The following is a 15143-nucleotide window of genomic DNA, read 5'->3' on the forward strand; positions in this document are numbered from 1 at the left end:
CCATCGCGCTGCGCGCGATGCAAGCGCAACACCCGCGCGCAGCGCGGGTGTTGCGCTTCCGCTCCGCGGAAGCGTGAGCGGCTCGCTGCGCTCCCCGCACAACTCCGCTGCTTTGCAGCGGAGTTGGCGCTCCTTGCGCTGCGCTCCAGGAGCGGGCCACTACGCGGCCGGCCCCGTGCTCCGCACGGGGTTTGGGGCGGTTCTCCGCTGCGCTGCGAACCGCGTGCCTCGCACTGCGTGCGAGGCATCGGGCCACGCTCCGCGCGGCCCGGGCTGGCGGCAGTAAGGGGTGGGCTCCTGCCGTGGAGCCGGGTGCCGCGCTGTCAGCCTCCCCCCTTGGTCGCACATCAGGTGGGAGTGGTGCGTGGGCCGGCCGAGCTGCCGCGCGGCCTGCTGGGATCACTTGTGCTGCTGTTCAGTGCGGCCTTCGAAGTCCCGCCGGATCGCGGCTCCCTGATCCTCGATCAGTCCGGCCTGGTCGGGGAGGTCGAGGACCGCACCGCAGTGGTTGCACAGCTTCCCGTCTTCGGCGGGCGTGCCGCAGGCCTTGCAGAACCGGTTGCCTTGAGTGTTGTCGGTGTTGTGGGTCATGGCTCTCCTGGTCGGGTGGGCGGCGATGGATGCGGAGTACCCGTAGCTTGGGTGCTGATTCTTCGGCTCTTCTGCTTCATTTTGTGATTAGGATAGAGTCTGGAATTGAGTGGCCGTGCCTCTGGGAGTGTGTGGCCTGCTGGAGGGCGGTCATTTTTGCTCCAGGTCGAGGACGTGGACCTGTGCTGTACGGATGGGCTGCTGACCAAGTCCCTTGGCAGCCGGGGCTAGTTGCCCGTGTTGCGGGGTGAGGAGTGTCGTCCGGCTTGCAGGAGGATTGGACCGTAGTGGCTGCGAAGGAACTCCGTCCGCATCAGCGGGAAGCCGTGGATGCAGTACTCCGGGCGCTTGAATTGCCTGCAAGATCGTCTGTGCCCGAGCGGGGCCTGCGGACCCAGGTGATCATGGCCACCGGATCGGGCAAGACCTTGGTGGCTACCCGGAGCGCTGAGGAGCTCCGTGCGGGCCGTGTCCTGGTCCTCGTGCCCTCCCTGGACCTCCTCGCCCAGACCGAAGCCGCCTGGCGCGAGGGAGGACGCATCGGGCCGATGATCGGGGTCTCCTCCCTGCGCGGGGAGGAGACGTCTTTTCCCAACACCACGGACGTGGGCGAGCTGGTCTCCTGGGTGCGGCCGTTCGACAAGGTCACCGTGTTCGCCACGTACGCCTCCCTCGGGCTCGGCACGCTGGAACGCGCCCACCAGGCCGGCCTTCCGGGCTGGGACCTGATCGTCGTGGACGAGGCGCACCGGGTTTCGGGCCGGATCGGCAGGCCGTGGGCGGTCGTCCACGACAACACCCGCATCCCCGCGCTGCGCCGGCTCTACATGACCGCCACCCCGAGGCTGTGGCAACTCGACGAGGACACCGAGAGCGCACCGGGCGCACCGGGTGAGCTGGTCGCGAGTATGGAGGACTCCCCCGACTCGCCCTTCGGCAGCCGCTGTTACACGCTGACGCTGTCCGAGGCGATCGACCGCGGGATCTGCGCGCCGTACCAGGTGGTGTGCCTGGACATCACCGACAGCCAGCTCCAGGCGGCGCAGCTGCTGGGTGCGGAGGGCCGCTCGGACGAGGTGCGGGGGGCGCGGCTCGCCGCCCTGCAGACGGCGCTGGTGAAGGCCTCGGCCGAGGAAGGCTTTAGGCGGACGCTCGTCTTTCACCACCAGGTGAAGGAGGCCGAAGCCTTCGCGGCCGGTCTCCCCCGCGTGGCCGGCCGGCTGCACGCCGCTGATCCCCGGCTGTACCCGCGTACCGTGTGGGCCGACTGGCTGTGCGGCGAGCACAAGCCCCACCACCGGCGCCGAGTCCTGCACGAATTCTCCCAGGGAGTCGCCGCTGACGGCACCGTCGTGGAGAAGACGTTCCTCGGCTCCGTCCGGGTGCTCGGCGAAGGCATCGATACCTCCCGCTGCGACTCCGTGTACTTCGCCGACGTCCGCGGCTCCATGCCCGACCTCGTCCAAGCCGTCGGCCGCGCCCTGCGCATCCGCCCCCGTGAGGGCAAGGTCGCCTCGCTCGTCGTACCCGTCCTGCTCGGGCCCGGCGAGACCGCCGACAACATGCTCACCTCCCGGGCGTTCGGCGGGTTGGCAAGGCTTTTGGAAGCCCTCCGGGCGCACGACGCCCGCGTCGTGGAAGCACTCGCCGAACCGCAAGCACGCAGCCGTGTCAGAGGCGTCCAGACCCGCTCCGGAGAAGGGAACGACAAGGCCGGGGAGAGCCCGGACGCCGACGGGCTGGACGTCGACGGGCAGGGACGGCTGTCGATGCCGGCCCGGGACCTGCTGAAGTTCTCCACCCCACGCGACCCCGCACAGCTGGCCGCCTTCATCAACCTCCGCGTCCTCCACCCCGAACACGCCCACTGGCGCCGCGGCATCGAAGCCGCCACCCTCTACCACCAGCGCCACGGCGACCTCCGCGTCCCCTTCACCTACCGCGTCCCCGAGGGGCAGCCAGCCACACCGGCCAAGGCGCCAGGCGAGGGCCAGCAGGCCCCTAGGCCCAAAGCGGAAGGTGAGACTTGGCCAGCCTCACTCGCCGACTTCCCCCTCGGGCAATGGATCGCCGACGCCAGAAGGTTCTACACCCGCGGCGACATGGACGAAGACCGCGTCCGGCAGCTGGAAGAACTGGGCATGGCCTGGTCGCACTACGACATCGCCTGGGAGGAAGGACTCGCCGCCGCGCGTGGGTGGGCCGAGGAGAACGGGCACCTCCTTGCGCCGCTGGACGCCACCTACCAGGGCTACAGGGTGGGCATCTGGCTGAAGAACCAGCGGGCCGCCGCCCGCAAGGCGGCCGAGATCCAGCAACGGCGAGCTGAAGGGCTGCCCGTTCAGTCGGCGGCCGGTGCACTGCCGGACGAGCGGCGCGAGCAGCTGGACGACATCGACCCCGCCTGGTGCCCCGCCTGGCCCGTCGATTGGCAACGCTGCTTCCACCTCACCCGACACCACCTCCAAGCCGGCGGCACCCTCCCCACCCAGCCCGGCGAGGTCGTACGCCAGGGCGAAGACCTCGGCCGATGGATACACGCACAGCGACTCAGCTACGACAAACTCACCAGCGCCCAGCAATGGATGCTGGAACACATCCTCGGCATCACACTCGCAGCGGAGGACGAGAAACCCAATCCACGACGCAGCCAAGCCGACAAATGGGCCCTCAACTACACGGCCGCCCGACAGTTCTACGAGCGCGAAGGACACCTAAGAGTCCCGAGGAGCCACGTCGAGACCCTCGTGATCGGCGGCGACCAAGACGGCGGCCACGACGACGAGAACGCGGAGACGGAAGAACACCACCTGCGACTAGGAGCATGGGTCGGGAACCAGCGCTCCAGAGCCGCATCCCTGTCGCCCGAGCGGGTCGAGCAACTGTCCGCCATCGGCATGCGCTGGACCTGATGCGAACGGCTCGACCGCCCAGGCGCAGCGGCCGCACCGCCTAGCCGCCCGTGAAGCGTACATATAGCGTACGAAGGGCGTACGGAGCGGGCGCTCGGGGTGCTCAGCCTGTGGTCCACGGGGCTGGCGGATGCGGGGCAGTGAGGTACGGGGCGAGCTGGGCTTCGAGGTCCGCGGTGCGTTTGTCGAGGAAGCGGTTGTTCTGGCGTGCGCTGGCCAGGCGCTCTTCTACGTGCTGTTTGGCCTGGGTGAGCTGTCGTACTTGCTGCTTGAGGGTGGTGTTCTCGGTGGGCCGGCTAGCAAGACGACTTCGTCACTGATCTTCCGCATCACCAGCCGCTAGGTCCTGCTGGAAGTGGCGCAATCACCCGCCTGGGCACGAGGGCGGCGGCGCGCGGGCTGACGCCGAGGTGCTGCTGAACGCGGCCGGACGGCAGCTCCTGGTCGGCATGTGCGGCGGGGAGGAGGCCGTGGGGCTGTGGCGTGTCGCCGAGTCTTTACGCGCTAGGACTACCTACAACCCACCCGGGCCGCACCCCACACAGAGCAGCGGTTCTGCAGGGCCGGCCTGTCCTCGAAGCCTTTGGCATGCGCTGGTAGCTGCCGGGCCGGGTCGTCCGCAGGCCCGGTTCCCGCAGCATGAACCTCGGTGTGCGTCCGGTGCATTGCTGCTGCTCAGTGGGGCATTGCACCGTCCGGCAGAAGCATTTGAGCCCGCACCAATTCACGTGCGGGCTCAACTTTTTCGCCTCGTCCGAAAGTTTTTTGCTCGCTCGTGTGACGTTCGCACTTTCAGCCCGCATAGAAGCTAACGAGCGCGTACAACCAGATCTCTGTTCCTCGCGCGCGCGAGTTGAAACTGACGGCTCGGAAGGGCAGTTCAAGACGGGGAGGGCTGCATGAGAAACGAGATATCAGCCGCTGAGGTCCTGGACGACATCCTTCCGGAACCGCGTACGGCGCGCATCGCGCGTGACGTCGCGGTGGTGGAAGGGCTGGCCGTACACGGCTTCGAGGGCCCGGTCTACAAGACGTTCGAGGACCGGCTGTGTCGTGAGGCCTGGCCGGCGCTGCGGGGCATGCTGCGCACGGGCCTGCTCATCCAGCTGTCCGTGAAGTGGTTCACCGACCGCCAGATCGTCTTCTTCGTGCCCCCTGACCACAGGGACCTGCTGCGCACCAGCGGCCTGGAGCGGGACGAGCTGCTCGTCGACATCGTGCTGCCGGCGCTGCGGAAGTTCCGCCTCAAGGCGCTGATGGGCGGCGGCTGGAACCCCGAGTATCGGGGGCCGAAGGGTCCCGGATGCCTGACGTCGTACTTCATCGGGCTGTGCATCTTGGAGTTCCGTCGCGCCTACCTGAAGTGGGCCAAGCAGCGGGCGCGGCTGGCGGAGCAGGAGGCCGCCCTGCTGGACCCGGAGGCGTTCTTCCGTCTGCGTCCCGCGCTGCCGCACCTCGCGGAGCCCGAGGTCGTGCTGTTCACGGGGCCGTTCATGGAGCTGCTCGACGCTCAGCCGGCCGAGACGCAGGCCGTGGTGCGCCTGACGTTCGAGGGCTACGCGGACAGCGAGATCGCCGAGAAGCTCAGGTCGACGGTCGGCGCCGTGCGCAACCGCCGGTCACGCTTCCGCACGGTCCTCTATGAGGCGGCCCGCGAGCGCCGGATCTGGATCCCGGCGCCGCTGCACGTCGACGGCGATCGCACGAGCCAGCGGAGTGCCGCGTGACCACGCATGACGTGTTGTTCCTGATGCTCACCGTGCTGGTCCTGGTACTGGCCTCGGTTCTCGTAAGCATCATCGGCTTCGGCCTGGCCCGGCGGACCGGCGCTGCGGTGCCCGACGCCGTCAGCCGTGCTGCCCTCGCCTTCGCGGGCACGCTGACGATCGGCGTGGCCCTCCTCGGCGTGCTGATCACTGCGGTCAAGTAGCGCAACAAGCTCCACGGCCGAGCGTCACAGACGCCCGGCATTACGACATACCCCATACGTCGGCGGAGGCCCAGGCTCTGGCCCGGGCCTCCGCGGGTTGCGCGGCTTGGGCGGTGGCGGTGTAACACACGGCCCATCTGCTGCTGTCGGGCATTCGACTCGCTCGACTCAGGGTGCGACGGCGGTCCGCTCCCCGTGTACAGCGGGCCTGCGCCACTAGCGACCGTGTTCGGCACAGTCCCGTCAATCACGCCGCACCGCCACGCCTCCTGCTGCCCGCCCCTGCTTGCCCACGCTCACCGCCTCGCCTCCTGGAGCCAGCCCATGACGACACCCCGCGTCCACGACGTTCTCACCATCGCCGCTGCCAGCCTGACAGCGCTGAGCAAGGCCCCTCTCTGGCTCGCGCTCACCATCGCGCTCCCCCCGGTGCTCATCGCCCTGGCACGGATCTTCAACGAGGTACTTGCCGGGATCTCCCGCTACCGCACGGCTTCGATGAGATGCAGGCAGGAAGACAGACTCCTGAGCGGGGCCACCGACATCAGCACCGCGCTTGCCTACCTCGAGCGAGTACAGGCTTCGCCCCTTGCCCCGTCTGCAGTGGGCGAACCGACATCGACGCCCACGAACGTGGCCAACCCCCCACCCGCTACACCGCCATGACCCCCACAGCCGAATCCGGGGCGAGTAAGAGTGCCGCGGACGAACGACCATCGTCCTCGACGACCGTCCCCCAACCGCCGACCGCCGACTCCTCGTCTTTCTCCGCGCCCCTCACTGGCGGTCGTTCCTATGCTGAGGCGCCCAGGCGGCTGAAGGCCCAGCGCAGCATCTCCTGGTCGACACGTGCACGTCCCGTACGGGCTAGTGCGGTGCGGGTGTGGGCGGTCAGTCTCGCCCATGCGCGGAAGTTGCCGTGCGCGGCATGTTGGTCGGCGAAGGCGATGTCCTCGGGGTCGGCGTCGGCCCAGACCGGATGGAACAGCGGGATCACCTCGAGGACCTCACCGGGTGTGAGGCGGGTGAACTGCTGCCAGATGAAGACACGGGAGGACAGCATCGGTTCGCGGCGCAGCACGGTGTGGCAGCCCGCGCCACCGACGAAAATGATCGCGAGCTGGGTGGAAGGCTCGTCCCAGAGGTAGCGGAAGTATTCGAACGCCTCCCCGTTGAGCCACTGGGCCTCATCGACGAGGAAGGTACGGGGGCGTTCAGCCAGAGCCGTCTTCAGCAGGCGGTCGAACTCGCTGGGGTGACGCGGTGGCTCGCCGGCCAGATCGAGCGCGGTGAACAGTTCGTAGCGCACCGCGCGGGCGGTGGGCCTAGCCCGGAAGGTGATCTTGCGGACGTCCTCGCGGGGCTCGAGTGCGCGCAGGCAGGTGTTGACGGCGAGGGTCTTGCCGAAGCCGGCGCCGCCATGGATGCACATCATCGCGCGCGCAGCGACCGTGTCGGTGATGTTCTCCCGGGCCGTGAGCAGGGCGCGGGTGGTGACCACGGAGGCATCGGGCAGGTCGACGTACTGGTAGGTGGCCGCGGTCACAAGGCGTCTCCTGCGGGTCGGGAGCCGGGCTTCGGCACAACGTCCGCCGACGGGTCGGCTGGAGTGGGGGCGGGCGGGGGTGGCGCTGCGCCGGCCGCAAGGGCGGGTGGGGTGCGCCAGTCGGCCGGGGGCGCGGCGGGCGGGATCAGGTCGGGCAGTGCCAGCCGTGCGGCGTCGGTGTAGTCGGCGGCGGCAAGTTCACGCTCGGCCTGGGCGGCCGTGATGGCTCCCAGCCGCTGGGCGGGCTCCGCGCTGGTGGTGGGGGCGAATCGCTGGCGGCGCAGGCGTTCGGCGGCCTTCGCGTCGGAGCGCAGGCGCCGGGCGCGCTCCGAGCGTGCCTCGCGTAGCGCCTGCAGCTGCTCGGGGGTGGCCGCGTCCGCGAGGTGCGCCGGGCCGAGGTGGCGGCCGCGGGCGTCGCAGACCTCGATCTCGTGGTCGTGGTGCGGCATGTAGCGCACGCGGACTTCGCGGCCGGCCTGACCGGTCATCCACGCGGCGACGTAGGTGCGGCCGCGCCAGCTCACGCCGTGGCTGGTCAGCTTCCGGGGCCGGCCGTCGTCCTCGAGGGTGAAGGCCCACAGGTCAGCGGCCGGGATGTCGGTGACAGGTGTCGGATCGGCCTGCCACGCCTGAAGCGGTGTACGGCCTGACAGGGATTTCGGGCGGTGCGCGGTGTTCCACCAGTTCGTCCACTCCAGGACCTCCGCGGTGAAGTCCTGGAACGACAGGGCGGACACTGCCCCCGCGCTACGCCCGCGCCGTTCCGAGCGAGGCCCGGTGGGCCCGGCGGTGTAGCCGGGCAGGGCGGCGAACAGCATCCGGTCCGCGGCCCGGTTGAGGCTTTCCACCGTGCCTTTCAGATGCGGGCTGTAAGCGGGCAGGTCTTTGACCGTCACGCCCATCGCGCCGAGTGCGGTGGTGACGATGGCCGACAGGAAGTCCTTGCCCTGGATGTGGCGACACACCGACCCCGCCGGCATCCGCACCTGGCTACGCGACCGCCTCAACCACGGATGGGAACTCCTGCCGCTCCTGGCCGCACTCATCGCCCCCCGGCAGTTCCCGTTCCCCCTCATCGACAACGACACCTGGGATGGCCTCGACGCCATGTTCACCCACGACGACCTCTACACCCGCCTCACACCCCTCCTCGACAACTCCCCCGACGCCCCACCCCCCACCGACCAACACCAGACCGACATCCTGCAAGCACTCCGCGACCGCCGACCCGGCTGACAACACCAACCCACGCCCACCACCCCTGACGCCCCCGCGTGAACCCACCCCCACACCCCTGGCCCCATAGGAACAGCCACCCCCACGACAGCCGACCTAACCCAAACGGGTCAGAAAACAGCAGCAGCTTGGTCACCCCATGGCAGCGAAACCACCCGCACACGAGCACCCGGACCAGGCACCCACCACCCCCGCCCGGCTGACACCCACCCAACGCCACCAGCACGCCCACTCACACCAGGTGGAGACGCCTGCGGTGCGGGCGACGGTGGGTGGGGGACGGGGTGGTCGTCGCGTTCGAGGGTGGTGATGGCGTCGAGGGCGCGCTGGCGCTTGTCGGCGCTGATGCGGGCACGGGCCTGAGCGAGGGAGGCGGGGTTGCCTTGGGGATTCAAGGTGCTTGGTCGGGGGTGCGGTTGACGACGGTCAGGGGCAGAAGGGGCCGGGGCGCTCCGGCTCTGGCTCGGCGCAGGACGGTGCTGGCGTCTTCGAGTTCGGCGCGTTCGTCGGCCGGCATGGCGGTCAGGTACCTGTGCATGCGAGTGACGACTTGTTCGAAGGCGGTGATCTGGGTGGTGAGGGCGGTGGTGATGAACTCGGCGGCGTCCATGGCCAGGGCGGTTTCGCGGTCGGCGCGCAGTTCGTTGATGTGTTGCTCGATGGCGGGCAGGTAGGAGGGGTCGGGGCGGTAGAAGCCGCAGCCGGCGCACTGGAAGCGGATAGGGCAGGAGCTGCCGCCGGCTTTGACGTTGCTGGGTTCGGTGCAGCCGCCATAAGGGACGGCGACGGAGCGGAGTTCGTAGGCGGTGGCGGAGGTGGGGGCCGCCTGGCCGCGGCGGTCGACGACGTGGGCACTGAGGGTGGTGACGGCGGCGCGCTTTCGCTTCAGGGAGACCTGGTAGTAGCGCTGGGTCATGGCGATGGACTTGTGGTCCATGAGTTCACGCAGGACGTCGACGGGGGTACCGGCGTCGGCGTGGCGCTGGGCGTAGGAGTGGCGGAAGGCGTAGGGGTAGATGAAGGTGCGGTCGAAGGGCAGCGGGTGGCCGTTCGCGTCGACGCCTTCTGCGCGCAGGTGGGAAATGGATGCGACCCATTGTCCTCTGGAGAGCTGTGCTCTCCCCTCTGACCAGTGTCCATGCGCTGCTGTTACAGCGGCGCAGCAAGACACCCCTCTCCTACGACGCGGCCTGGAGGCAGGCGCGCATGCTCCGCGCACCCGACGAAATGGTCTATCGGCTCCACGGACACCAAGCCACCCCTGATGCTCATAAGCCTGACTCCGCTCGCCATTCCATAGCGGACGAGACGGAGCGCAATGACGCTGGCGGATCGCGCTGACCGGTCAAACCCGAGTAACGGGAGGCGATGTCTCGTCGGCGAGGCCCGCCAAGCAGGGCGACATCCTGGTCGACGCAGAGTGCGCATTCGTTCCAGTGTCGTCAGAGAGCCTTACGGCTTCGCCTTAGCACCTCAATGCCAGCCTGGTCCGTTTCCTCGGGTGTTCCGCCGAGGCGGTGGATCATGACCCAGCGACCGTCGTCCATAGCTCCGGCGAACAGCGTGGCGTCGCGCGTGGCGCCATTGTGCCAGCGCAGGGTACCTGCCGTCTGCCAGGACGGCGCGGGATCGCCCAACCTGCGTTCCACGAGGAGTCGTATGACCAGTTCGGCGGCCGCGCGTGGGGTGGCCCACAGGCCCCCCGCAGGGAGGATCGCGCCGTGCATGGTCCACGGCTGACGGGCCCTTCCCAAGCGGCTCCGGGCCACTAGCTGCCTGCCCGGATCCGGAGTTACGGTCACTTCGGTGATGTCCAGCGGACGCAGGACGTACTTGGTCACCAACTCCTCATAGGTGGTGCCGGCCGCAGCGGTCAGGGCTTCACCGAGGACGGCGTACCCGAGGTTGGAGTACTCCTCCCGTTGGCCGGGCGGGCGAGTGGCGATGGCGTCGAGCCGGTTCAGCAGCTGGTGCACGGTGTGACGATCGAACTTCGCATACGGATTTCGACGCGAGATGCGGGGTGGCAGGCGCGGAAGGCCGGACGTGTGCTGGGCCAGGTGGAGGAGAGTGATCCCGGTTTTGGGAGTCGCCGGAAGCCATCGCTCAAGGGGGTCGTCGAGCGCGAGCTTCCCGGCCTCGGCCATGCAGGTCAGCGCGGTGCCCGTGATGACCTTGGTGAACGAGCCGATCTCGACAAACCGGTCCACGGCATGGCCGTCACTGACTGCCGGTGGAGCGGCGTTGCTCAGGACACAGGTGGGGATACGGCGCACCGCGGGCCTTTCTCGAGCGTGCTGGCTTTCAACTGCTGCGGGGTGGCACGGCACATGCAGCGGTGCTTCCTGGCATGCGGTGACGGTTGCGTGACACGCAGCGGTACACCGCGCGGGCGCAGGTGCGCATCGCGGGGAGCGCGATGATGGCCGCAACCGTGCGGTAGGCACGGGAGGGTGAGGAGTTGAGGAAGCGGGTCAGTGCGTCCGCCCCGCCTGCCACGACGGTGCTGTCGCGGAGCAGCAGTACTTCCCTGTCCAGGCGCTCGACGTGGGGCGCGGTTGATTCCGCGGGCAGAAATTGCCAGGGGACGGCCTCGAGTGTGGGTGCGGCGATCATGCGGATGCGGTTGATGGCTGCTTGGCAGAAGCCGCAGTCCCCGTCATATGCGAGGACCGGTGGTGTCTGGCTGATGTCGCGGCTGGTCATGAGTTCTCCATCCAGTGGTGCAGCAGTGCCTCTCGTTTGGCTGGGCGAAGGGGACGTGTGCAAGCAGAGGTCCTGAGCCACTCGGTGAAGGATGCGGGCGACGTCTCTCCACGGACCATCTGGTCTAAAAGGCCCTGGGACAGGTCGACTTCGCGGACGGTGTACCCGAATGCGGCGGCCGAATGGACGGGGACGGCAAGCTTGGAACCGTCCGTGGTCTCCAGGCGGACGGTCATCTCGGTGGGGCTCTGGGGTCCGAGGATGACCGCTAAGGCTGCTGCTAACGACCGGGCCATGGTCGATCGGGTCGGGGCGTCCTCGACCGTGAGGCCCGCGATGTGCTTCCAGGGCCAGAAGCCGGCCTGTGGCCCGAGGATTGTCAGGCCTGTCGGGCCGAGAGTGACGGCTGAAGGCGTAGTGCTGGGTGGAGCGCCCAGGTAGACGGTTTCCGGTGTGATCCAGAACAGGCCTGCCATCGCTCCCCCCCACCGCCGGACAAGGCGATGGGGGGCGTGGTCCTTTGCTGCCATCGTGTCCTCGGTCGGTGATCCTCGGCGCGGTCACTGCGCATTCTCTGTCAGCGGTGCGGAAGCAGAGTCCTCTTCCGGCCACCCCAAGCCGGCGCGGGCGCGGGCCGCCAGGGAAGAACTGAACCGTGTGGTCCAAGCCAGGGCGTCAGAGATGCCACGGCTCAGGAAGATCAGGTCGCAGGCGACCATGGTCAGAGCGAAACCGGTCAGTCCCATGAAAAGCGCGATGGAGACGTGAAAGCCGATCGACGCGACCGCAGCCCAGGGGCGAAGTTTCGGCACGAGGATCCCTAGAGGGAAATAGACAAGAAAGATGACCGTTGCATATGTTCCGGCAAATACCAAGAAATCGTTGTTGTAGACGGCTTCCGAGACACCGGGTAGGGTGAACTCGGGGACTCTCATGACATAGAAGAGTGCGGTACCGTCCTGCCAGAGTTTACCCTGCACCTTGTACAGGCCGCTTGTGACGTACACCAGGCAGATTTGTACGGCGATTGAGAGGACGCCGAGGTTATGGAGGGGTGTCGCCGTGGCTCGAATGGCTTCCGGCAGCCGTGACCCAATTTTTCTGGACAGACCGGTCGAGAATGAGAAGCGACTGTAACAGCGCGTGAGGAGGAGCATGGGGATGACGACATAGGCGAGGTTGTCTCCCCCGTCCAGGATGGTCACCTGTCGCTGGTAGATCGACCAGAGGAAAACCCAGTGAATCAGCAGGACAGGACGTCCGCCAACGCCGAAAGTAACCGCCAATGCTGCGAGCATCCCCAGGTGGAAAACGACTTCGAACCACACCGTTGAGTTGCTGACCGCGTACAGACTGAACGTGTCCGATTCGTGGATCTGTTGAACGAAGACGTCCCACGACAGAACCCCGGCAGGCCCGAACATGTATCGTCGGTCGCTGTATTCACTCGCGTAGAACATGAAGCCGACGAAGCCGAGAAGTACTCTCGTGCCCGACACGCCGACCAAGCTGAGCGGGCGGATGGTTAATGCGTCTACACGGGCGAGAAGGTTCTTCACCGCAAGTCCTCGATCTTTGTCCATTTAAGATCCTGAGCAGACACTTTCCCGTGGGCGGCCGGCTGGTGCCGCTGAGACCATGGCGGCATCTTGTGATAGTAGACGCGAACCTGCACACTTTCAGTCCTGCCCGCGCATACTTGCGGCGGCATCTTCGTCAGCGAGTAGCGTGCAAGGAAGTTCGTCGCCTCGTCGCGCGAAATGCGCTCAACGGGGAGCAAAGGAAGAACCGGGCTTTTCTTTTCTTTCTCGGTCTCGCGTATTCGGTTCAGGACTGGGTCGGACTGGTTAAGCTGCTGCAGCGTGCTGGAAACAAGACGGGAAGTGCGCGGAGGGAAGAATCGACTACCCTGAGCACTTTTGATGGCTTGAGTTGTGACATCGTAGTAAGGCGTCACGCTCCCGTTCTCGCAGCGAGCTCTCGCCAGAATTCCTCTGTCATCGGTCAGGGGATCCGGAGCGAAGAGCATCCAGTTTTGCGTGAAGTAGGGATGCAGGTAGTTGGTTACGGCCTCGTAGTAACGGAGTTTCACCGGCGACAACGGGGCCTGCGAGAAAGACGCAATCAGGAAGTGACAGCCCAGGAGGGCAGCACCGACGAGCAGCACCGCCCTCCTGACCGCGACATGCTTGGTCACTGATCGAAGATCCCCTCGGCCGGCCCGGCCGGGGAGCCGGGACCGTCCTTGGGCGCCGAGCCCAGACTGGCGATCACCGAGGCGTGCTCGATCGCGTTGTTCACTGCGGAGGAGCTCACAGCGGCCCGCGCGTGGACGGCCGCCCGCGCAACGGCAGACCGGATGATAGCGGGCTGCTTCTCGGAGTTGACGGTGGTCGTCTTCTGCGCAGCGACGACAGGCGCGGCGGGTTCGGCATGCGCCGAACCCTGCGTTGCGAGCATGACTCCCGCGCCTGCGAGCGCGGTGCCTATGGCGATGATTGCCTTTCGGCTCATTTTGATCCAATCTGCGATGCGAGAGGGAGTACCTCGCCGCGTCGGCGATGAGTAAGCGGAACGTTGTACGCAGCTGAAGAAGCCGGTTGGTCAGGCGACGCAGTGCCTCAGCGGTCGAAGATCGATTCGGCCGAGAGGGGCGTGGTCTGCCGGGACACCGGCGTCGCAGATCCGAGGCTCGCGATGCGGGCGACCTGCGTCGCGTCGCCGGCCGCCTGGCGCACCGCCGAGGTGCTTGCTGCTGCGGTGGCGTGCACCGCAGCCCTCTCGGCAGCAGAGACGGCCCTGCTTGCCGCCCTGGCGGCGACTGACCTGATCACCTGCGGTTGGTCATCCGGGGTAGCGGAGGACACCTGGTGTGTGGTCGCCACCGGAGTTGCGGCGGTGTCGGCCTGTGCCGGGCCCTGGGTGGCCAGGAGGATGCCGACACCGGCGACGACAACTCCGGCCGCGGCTAATGCTTTTCTCTTCAATCGACTGGTCCAATCTGCCTTCACGCCGACAACGTCGGCGTGTTCCGCGATGGGAAAACAAGCGCAACCAACTATTGCGGCATGAAGGCAGGTTGACCATTGTCACTTACGGCATTGCCACATCCGGCATTGCCACATCCGGCATTGCCGGATGTGATATGAGCTGGGCGCGGTGACGATCGCCCATTAACGCCGCCTCGGTGCGTGTCTGGAGTTCAAGCTTTCGAACGATACCAAGTACATGCGCCCGTACAGTTCGCTCGGCAATACCGAGACGGCGGGCCAGGACCTGGTTGGTCAAACCGTCAGCTAGCAGCAGAAGGACCTCGCGCTCACGCATCGTCAGCCGATCCAGCCCCCTTGGCGGGCAATCCGTCGACCGATTGGAACGCTCGCTTCGCGGGGTACCCGCACGCATATATTTACCCTCCGTAGTCAATTGTTCCCCCTTGGTCAACCGAACGCTGTGCAAAGCGATCGGCGATGGTCACCGCTCCGGGCTAGCGACTGACACCGCTATCGTCGTGACCCAGACACAGCCATGAGCGGCCCCGCATACGCAGCACCGTCACTAGGTGCTCGTTCACCCGCCTGCTTCACCTCGCCGCAGGCCAGGACAGTTGCAGCACTCGGGTGGTCGTGTTGCTCCCGAGGTGGTCTAACCGGTTGCATCCCTGGCCGGTGGCGCCTGACACGCGCCCATCGGTTCCACTCGTGCCTGGTCCTGCGCCCAGGCACGAGTGGCCCTGACCCGGCGCCGCCACCTCTGCCGGCCCTTCTCTCCTAGTCGTGCGACCGGCGAAGGTCAGTCGACCGGGTTTGGCGCGGGCTCCCGCCTCGCGCAGTGGCGCGAACGAGGCCTGCTCCCGTCGGGTCGAGCAAGCAGGGCGGCAGAACGGCAGAGCCTCCTTATCTGACGCGCCGGAAGCCCTTGGCCGGTCCCCTGCTCGGCTGCCGTTCGCCGGGGCGGGTGGTACATGCCTGGACGGCTTGCTCAGTTGGCTTGCCAAATGGCGCAGGAACCAGGGGCGTAAACCGGTCCTCGCTGCGACCACTCCGATGTGGCACCGACGACAAAGTGTTGGGCTCATGGCACGCGGCCGGCATGTGAAGCATCGCGTGCAAGGGCCCTACGCGCGTGTTTTCGTAGCGGCGCCGCAGTACGGTTGGCCGCTCAGCGGAGCGACATGTCTAGCATTGCCGCTTCTACCCGCGGGGTGCTCGAGCGTGCCGGA

Annotated in this window: 17 protein-coding genes; 6 read left to right on the forward strand and 11 right to left on the reverse strand. The window is 67.3% G+C overall.

The genetic code is table 11. The features are described from left to right. Positions 1-399: 399 nt before the first annotated feature. Positions 400-591: a double zinc ribbon domain-containing protein gene (locus tag PV343_RS11140; RefSeq protein ID WP_319146689.1), complete on the reverse strand. Its 192-nt coding sequence runs from the start codon at positions 589-591 to the stop codon at positions 400-402. 287 nt (positions 592-878) lie between these two features. Between PV343_RS11140 and PV343_RS11145 the strand changes: the two genes are divergently transcribed. From PV343_RS11145 to PV343_RS11165, 5 genes are all read left to right on the forward strand, one after another. Further along, positions 879-3503, forward strand: coding sequence for a DEAD/DEAH box helicase (locus PV343_RS11145; protein ID WP_319146690.1), 2625 nt, complete (start codon positions 879-881; stop codon positions 3501-3503). A 130-nt stretch (positions 3504-3633) separates the two neighbouring features. After that, positions 3634-3846 (forward strand): hypothetical protein, encoded by a 213-nt coding sequence (locus tag PV343_RS11150; protein ID WP_319146691.1) that lies wholly within the window; start codon positions 3634-3636, stop codon positions 3844-3846. A 556-nt stretch (positions 3847-4402) separates the two neighbouring features. Then, positions 4403-5230, forward strand: a complete 828-nt coding sequence (locus PV343_RS11155; RefSeq protein WP_319146692.1) for a hypothetical protein — start codon at positions 4403-4405, stop codon at positions 5228-5230. Beyond that, on the forward strand, positions 5227-5433 hold the full coding sequence (locus tag PV343_RS11160) for a hypothetical protein (RefSeq protein ID WP_319146693.1): 207 nt from the start codon (positions 5227-5229) through the stop codon (positions 5431-5433). The genes PV343_RS11155 and PV343_RS11160 overlap by 4 nt, the downstream gene beginning before the upstream one ends. A 324-nt stretch (positions 5434-5757) precedes the next feature. Beyond that, complete coding sequence (locus PV343_RS11165) at positions 5758-6099, forward strand: hypothetical protein (RefSeq protein WP_319146694.1); 342 nt, start codon at positions 5758-5760, stop codon at positions 6097-6099. A gap of 127 nt (positions 6100-6226) precedes the next feature. Here the strand turns inward: PV343_RS11165 and PV343_RS11170 are convergent, their stop codons facing one another. Together PV343_RS11170 and PV343_RS11175 are read right to left on the reverse strand one after the other, a co-directional pair. Continuing rightward, positions 6227-6979, reverse strand: coding sequence for an ATP-binding protein (locus PV343_RS11170; RefSeq protein ID WP_319146696.1), 753 nt, complete (start codon positions 6977-6979; stop codon positions 6227-6229). Beyond that, the gene (locus PV343_RS11175) at positions 6976-7944 is read right to left on the reverse strand and encodes a Mu transposase C-terminal domain-containing protein (protein ID WP_319146697.1); all 969 of its coding nucleotides are present in this window, start codon (positions 7942-7944) and stop codon (positions 6976-6978) included. Before PV343_RS11175 ends, PV343_RS11170 begins: the two co-directional genes overlap by 4 nt. Here PV343_RS11175 and PV343_RS11180 point away from each other — a divergent pair. Beyond that, positions 7931-8215, forward strand: a complete 285-nt coding sequence (locus PV343_RS11180; protein WP_319146698.1) for a hypothetical protein — start codon at positions 7931-7933, stop codon at positions 8213-8215. The genes PV343_RS11175 and PV343_RS11180 overlap by 14 nt on opposite strands. A 391-nt stretch (positions 8216-8606) precedes the next feature. Here the strand turns inward: PV343_RS11180 and PV343_RS11185 are convergent, their stop codons facing one another. From PV343_RS11185 to PV343_RS11220, 8 genes are all read right to left on the reverse strand, one after another. Continuing rightward, positions 8607-9386 carry a tyrosine-type recombinase/integrase gene (locus PV343_RS11185; RefSeq protein WP_415923483.1) on the reverse strand — a complete coding sequence of 260 codons (780 nt, stop codon included), beginning with the start codon at positions 9384-9386 and terminating at the stop codon, positions 8607-8609. Positions 9387-9657: 271 nt separating this feature from the next. Then, entirely contained in the window at positions 9658-10491 is an 834-nt protein-coding gene (locus tag PV343_RS11190) for a serine hydrolase domain-containing protein (RefSeq protein ID WP_319146699.1), read from the reverse strand. A gap of 28 nt (positions 10492-10519) precedes the next feature. Then, complete coding sequence (locus PV343_RS11195) at positions 10520-10921, reverse strand: thiol-disulfide oxidoreductase DCC family protein (protein WP_319146700.1); 402 nt, start codon at positions 10919-10921, stop codon at positions 10520-10522. 560 nt (positions 10922-11481) lie between these two features. Continuing rightward, entirely contained in the window at positions 11482-12480 is a 999-nt protein-coding gene (locus tag PV343_RS11200) for an HTTM domain-containing protein (protein WP_319146701.1), read from the reverse strand. Next, complete coding sequence (locus PV343_RS11205) at positions 12477-13118, reverse strand: DUF5819 family protein (protein ID WP_319146702.1); 642 nt, start codon at positions 13116-13118, stop codon at positions 12477-12479. Before PV343_RS11205 ends, PV343_RS11200 begins: the two co-directional genes overlap by 4 nt. After that, positions 13115-13435, reverse strand: coding sequence for a hypothetical protein (locus tag PV343_RS11210; RefSeq protein ID WP_319146703.1), 321 nt, complete (start codon positions 13433-13435; stop codon positions 13115-13117). The genes PV343_RS11205 and PV343_RS11210 overlap by 4 nt, the downstream gene beginning before the upstream one ends. A gap of 107 nt (positions 13436-13542) precedes the next feature. Then, positions 13543-13932 carry a hypothetical protein gene (locus PV343_RS11215; protein WP_319146704.1) on the reverse strand — a complete coding sequence of 130 codons (390 nt, stop codon included), beginning with the start codon at positions 13930-13932 and terminating at the stop codon, positions 13543-13545. A gap of 82 nt (positions 13933-14014) precedes the next feature. Then, positions 14015-14326, reverse strand: coding sequence for a helix-turn-helix domain-containing protein (locus PV343_RS11220; RefSeq protein WP_319146893.1), 312 nt, complete (start codon positions 14324-14326; stop codon positions 14015-14017). Positions 14327-15143: the final 817 nt, after the last annotated feature.

The sequence above is a fragment of the Streptomyces sp. WI03-4A genome (genome assembly GCF_033792105.1).
GTDB lineage: Bacteria > Actinomycetota > Actinomycetes > Streptomycetales > Streptomycetaceae > Streptomyces > Streptomyces collinus_A.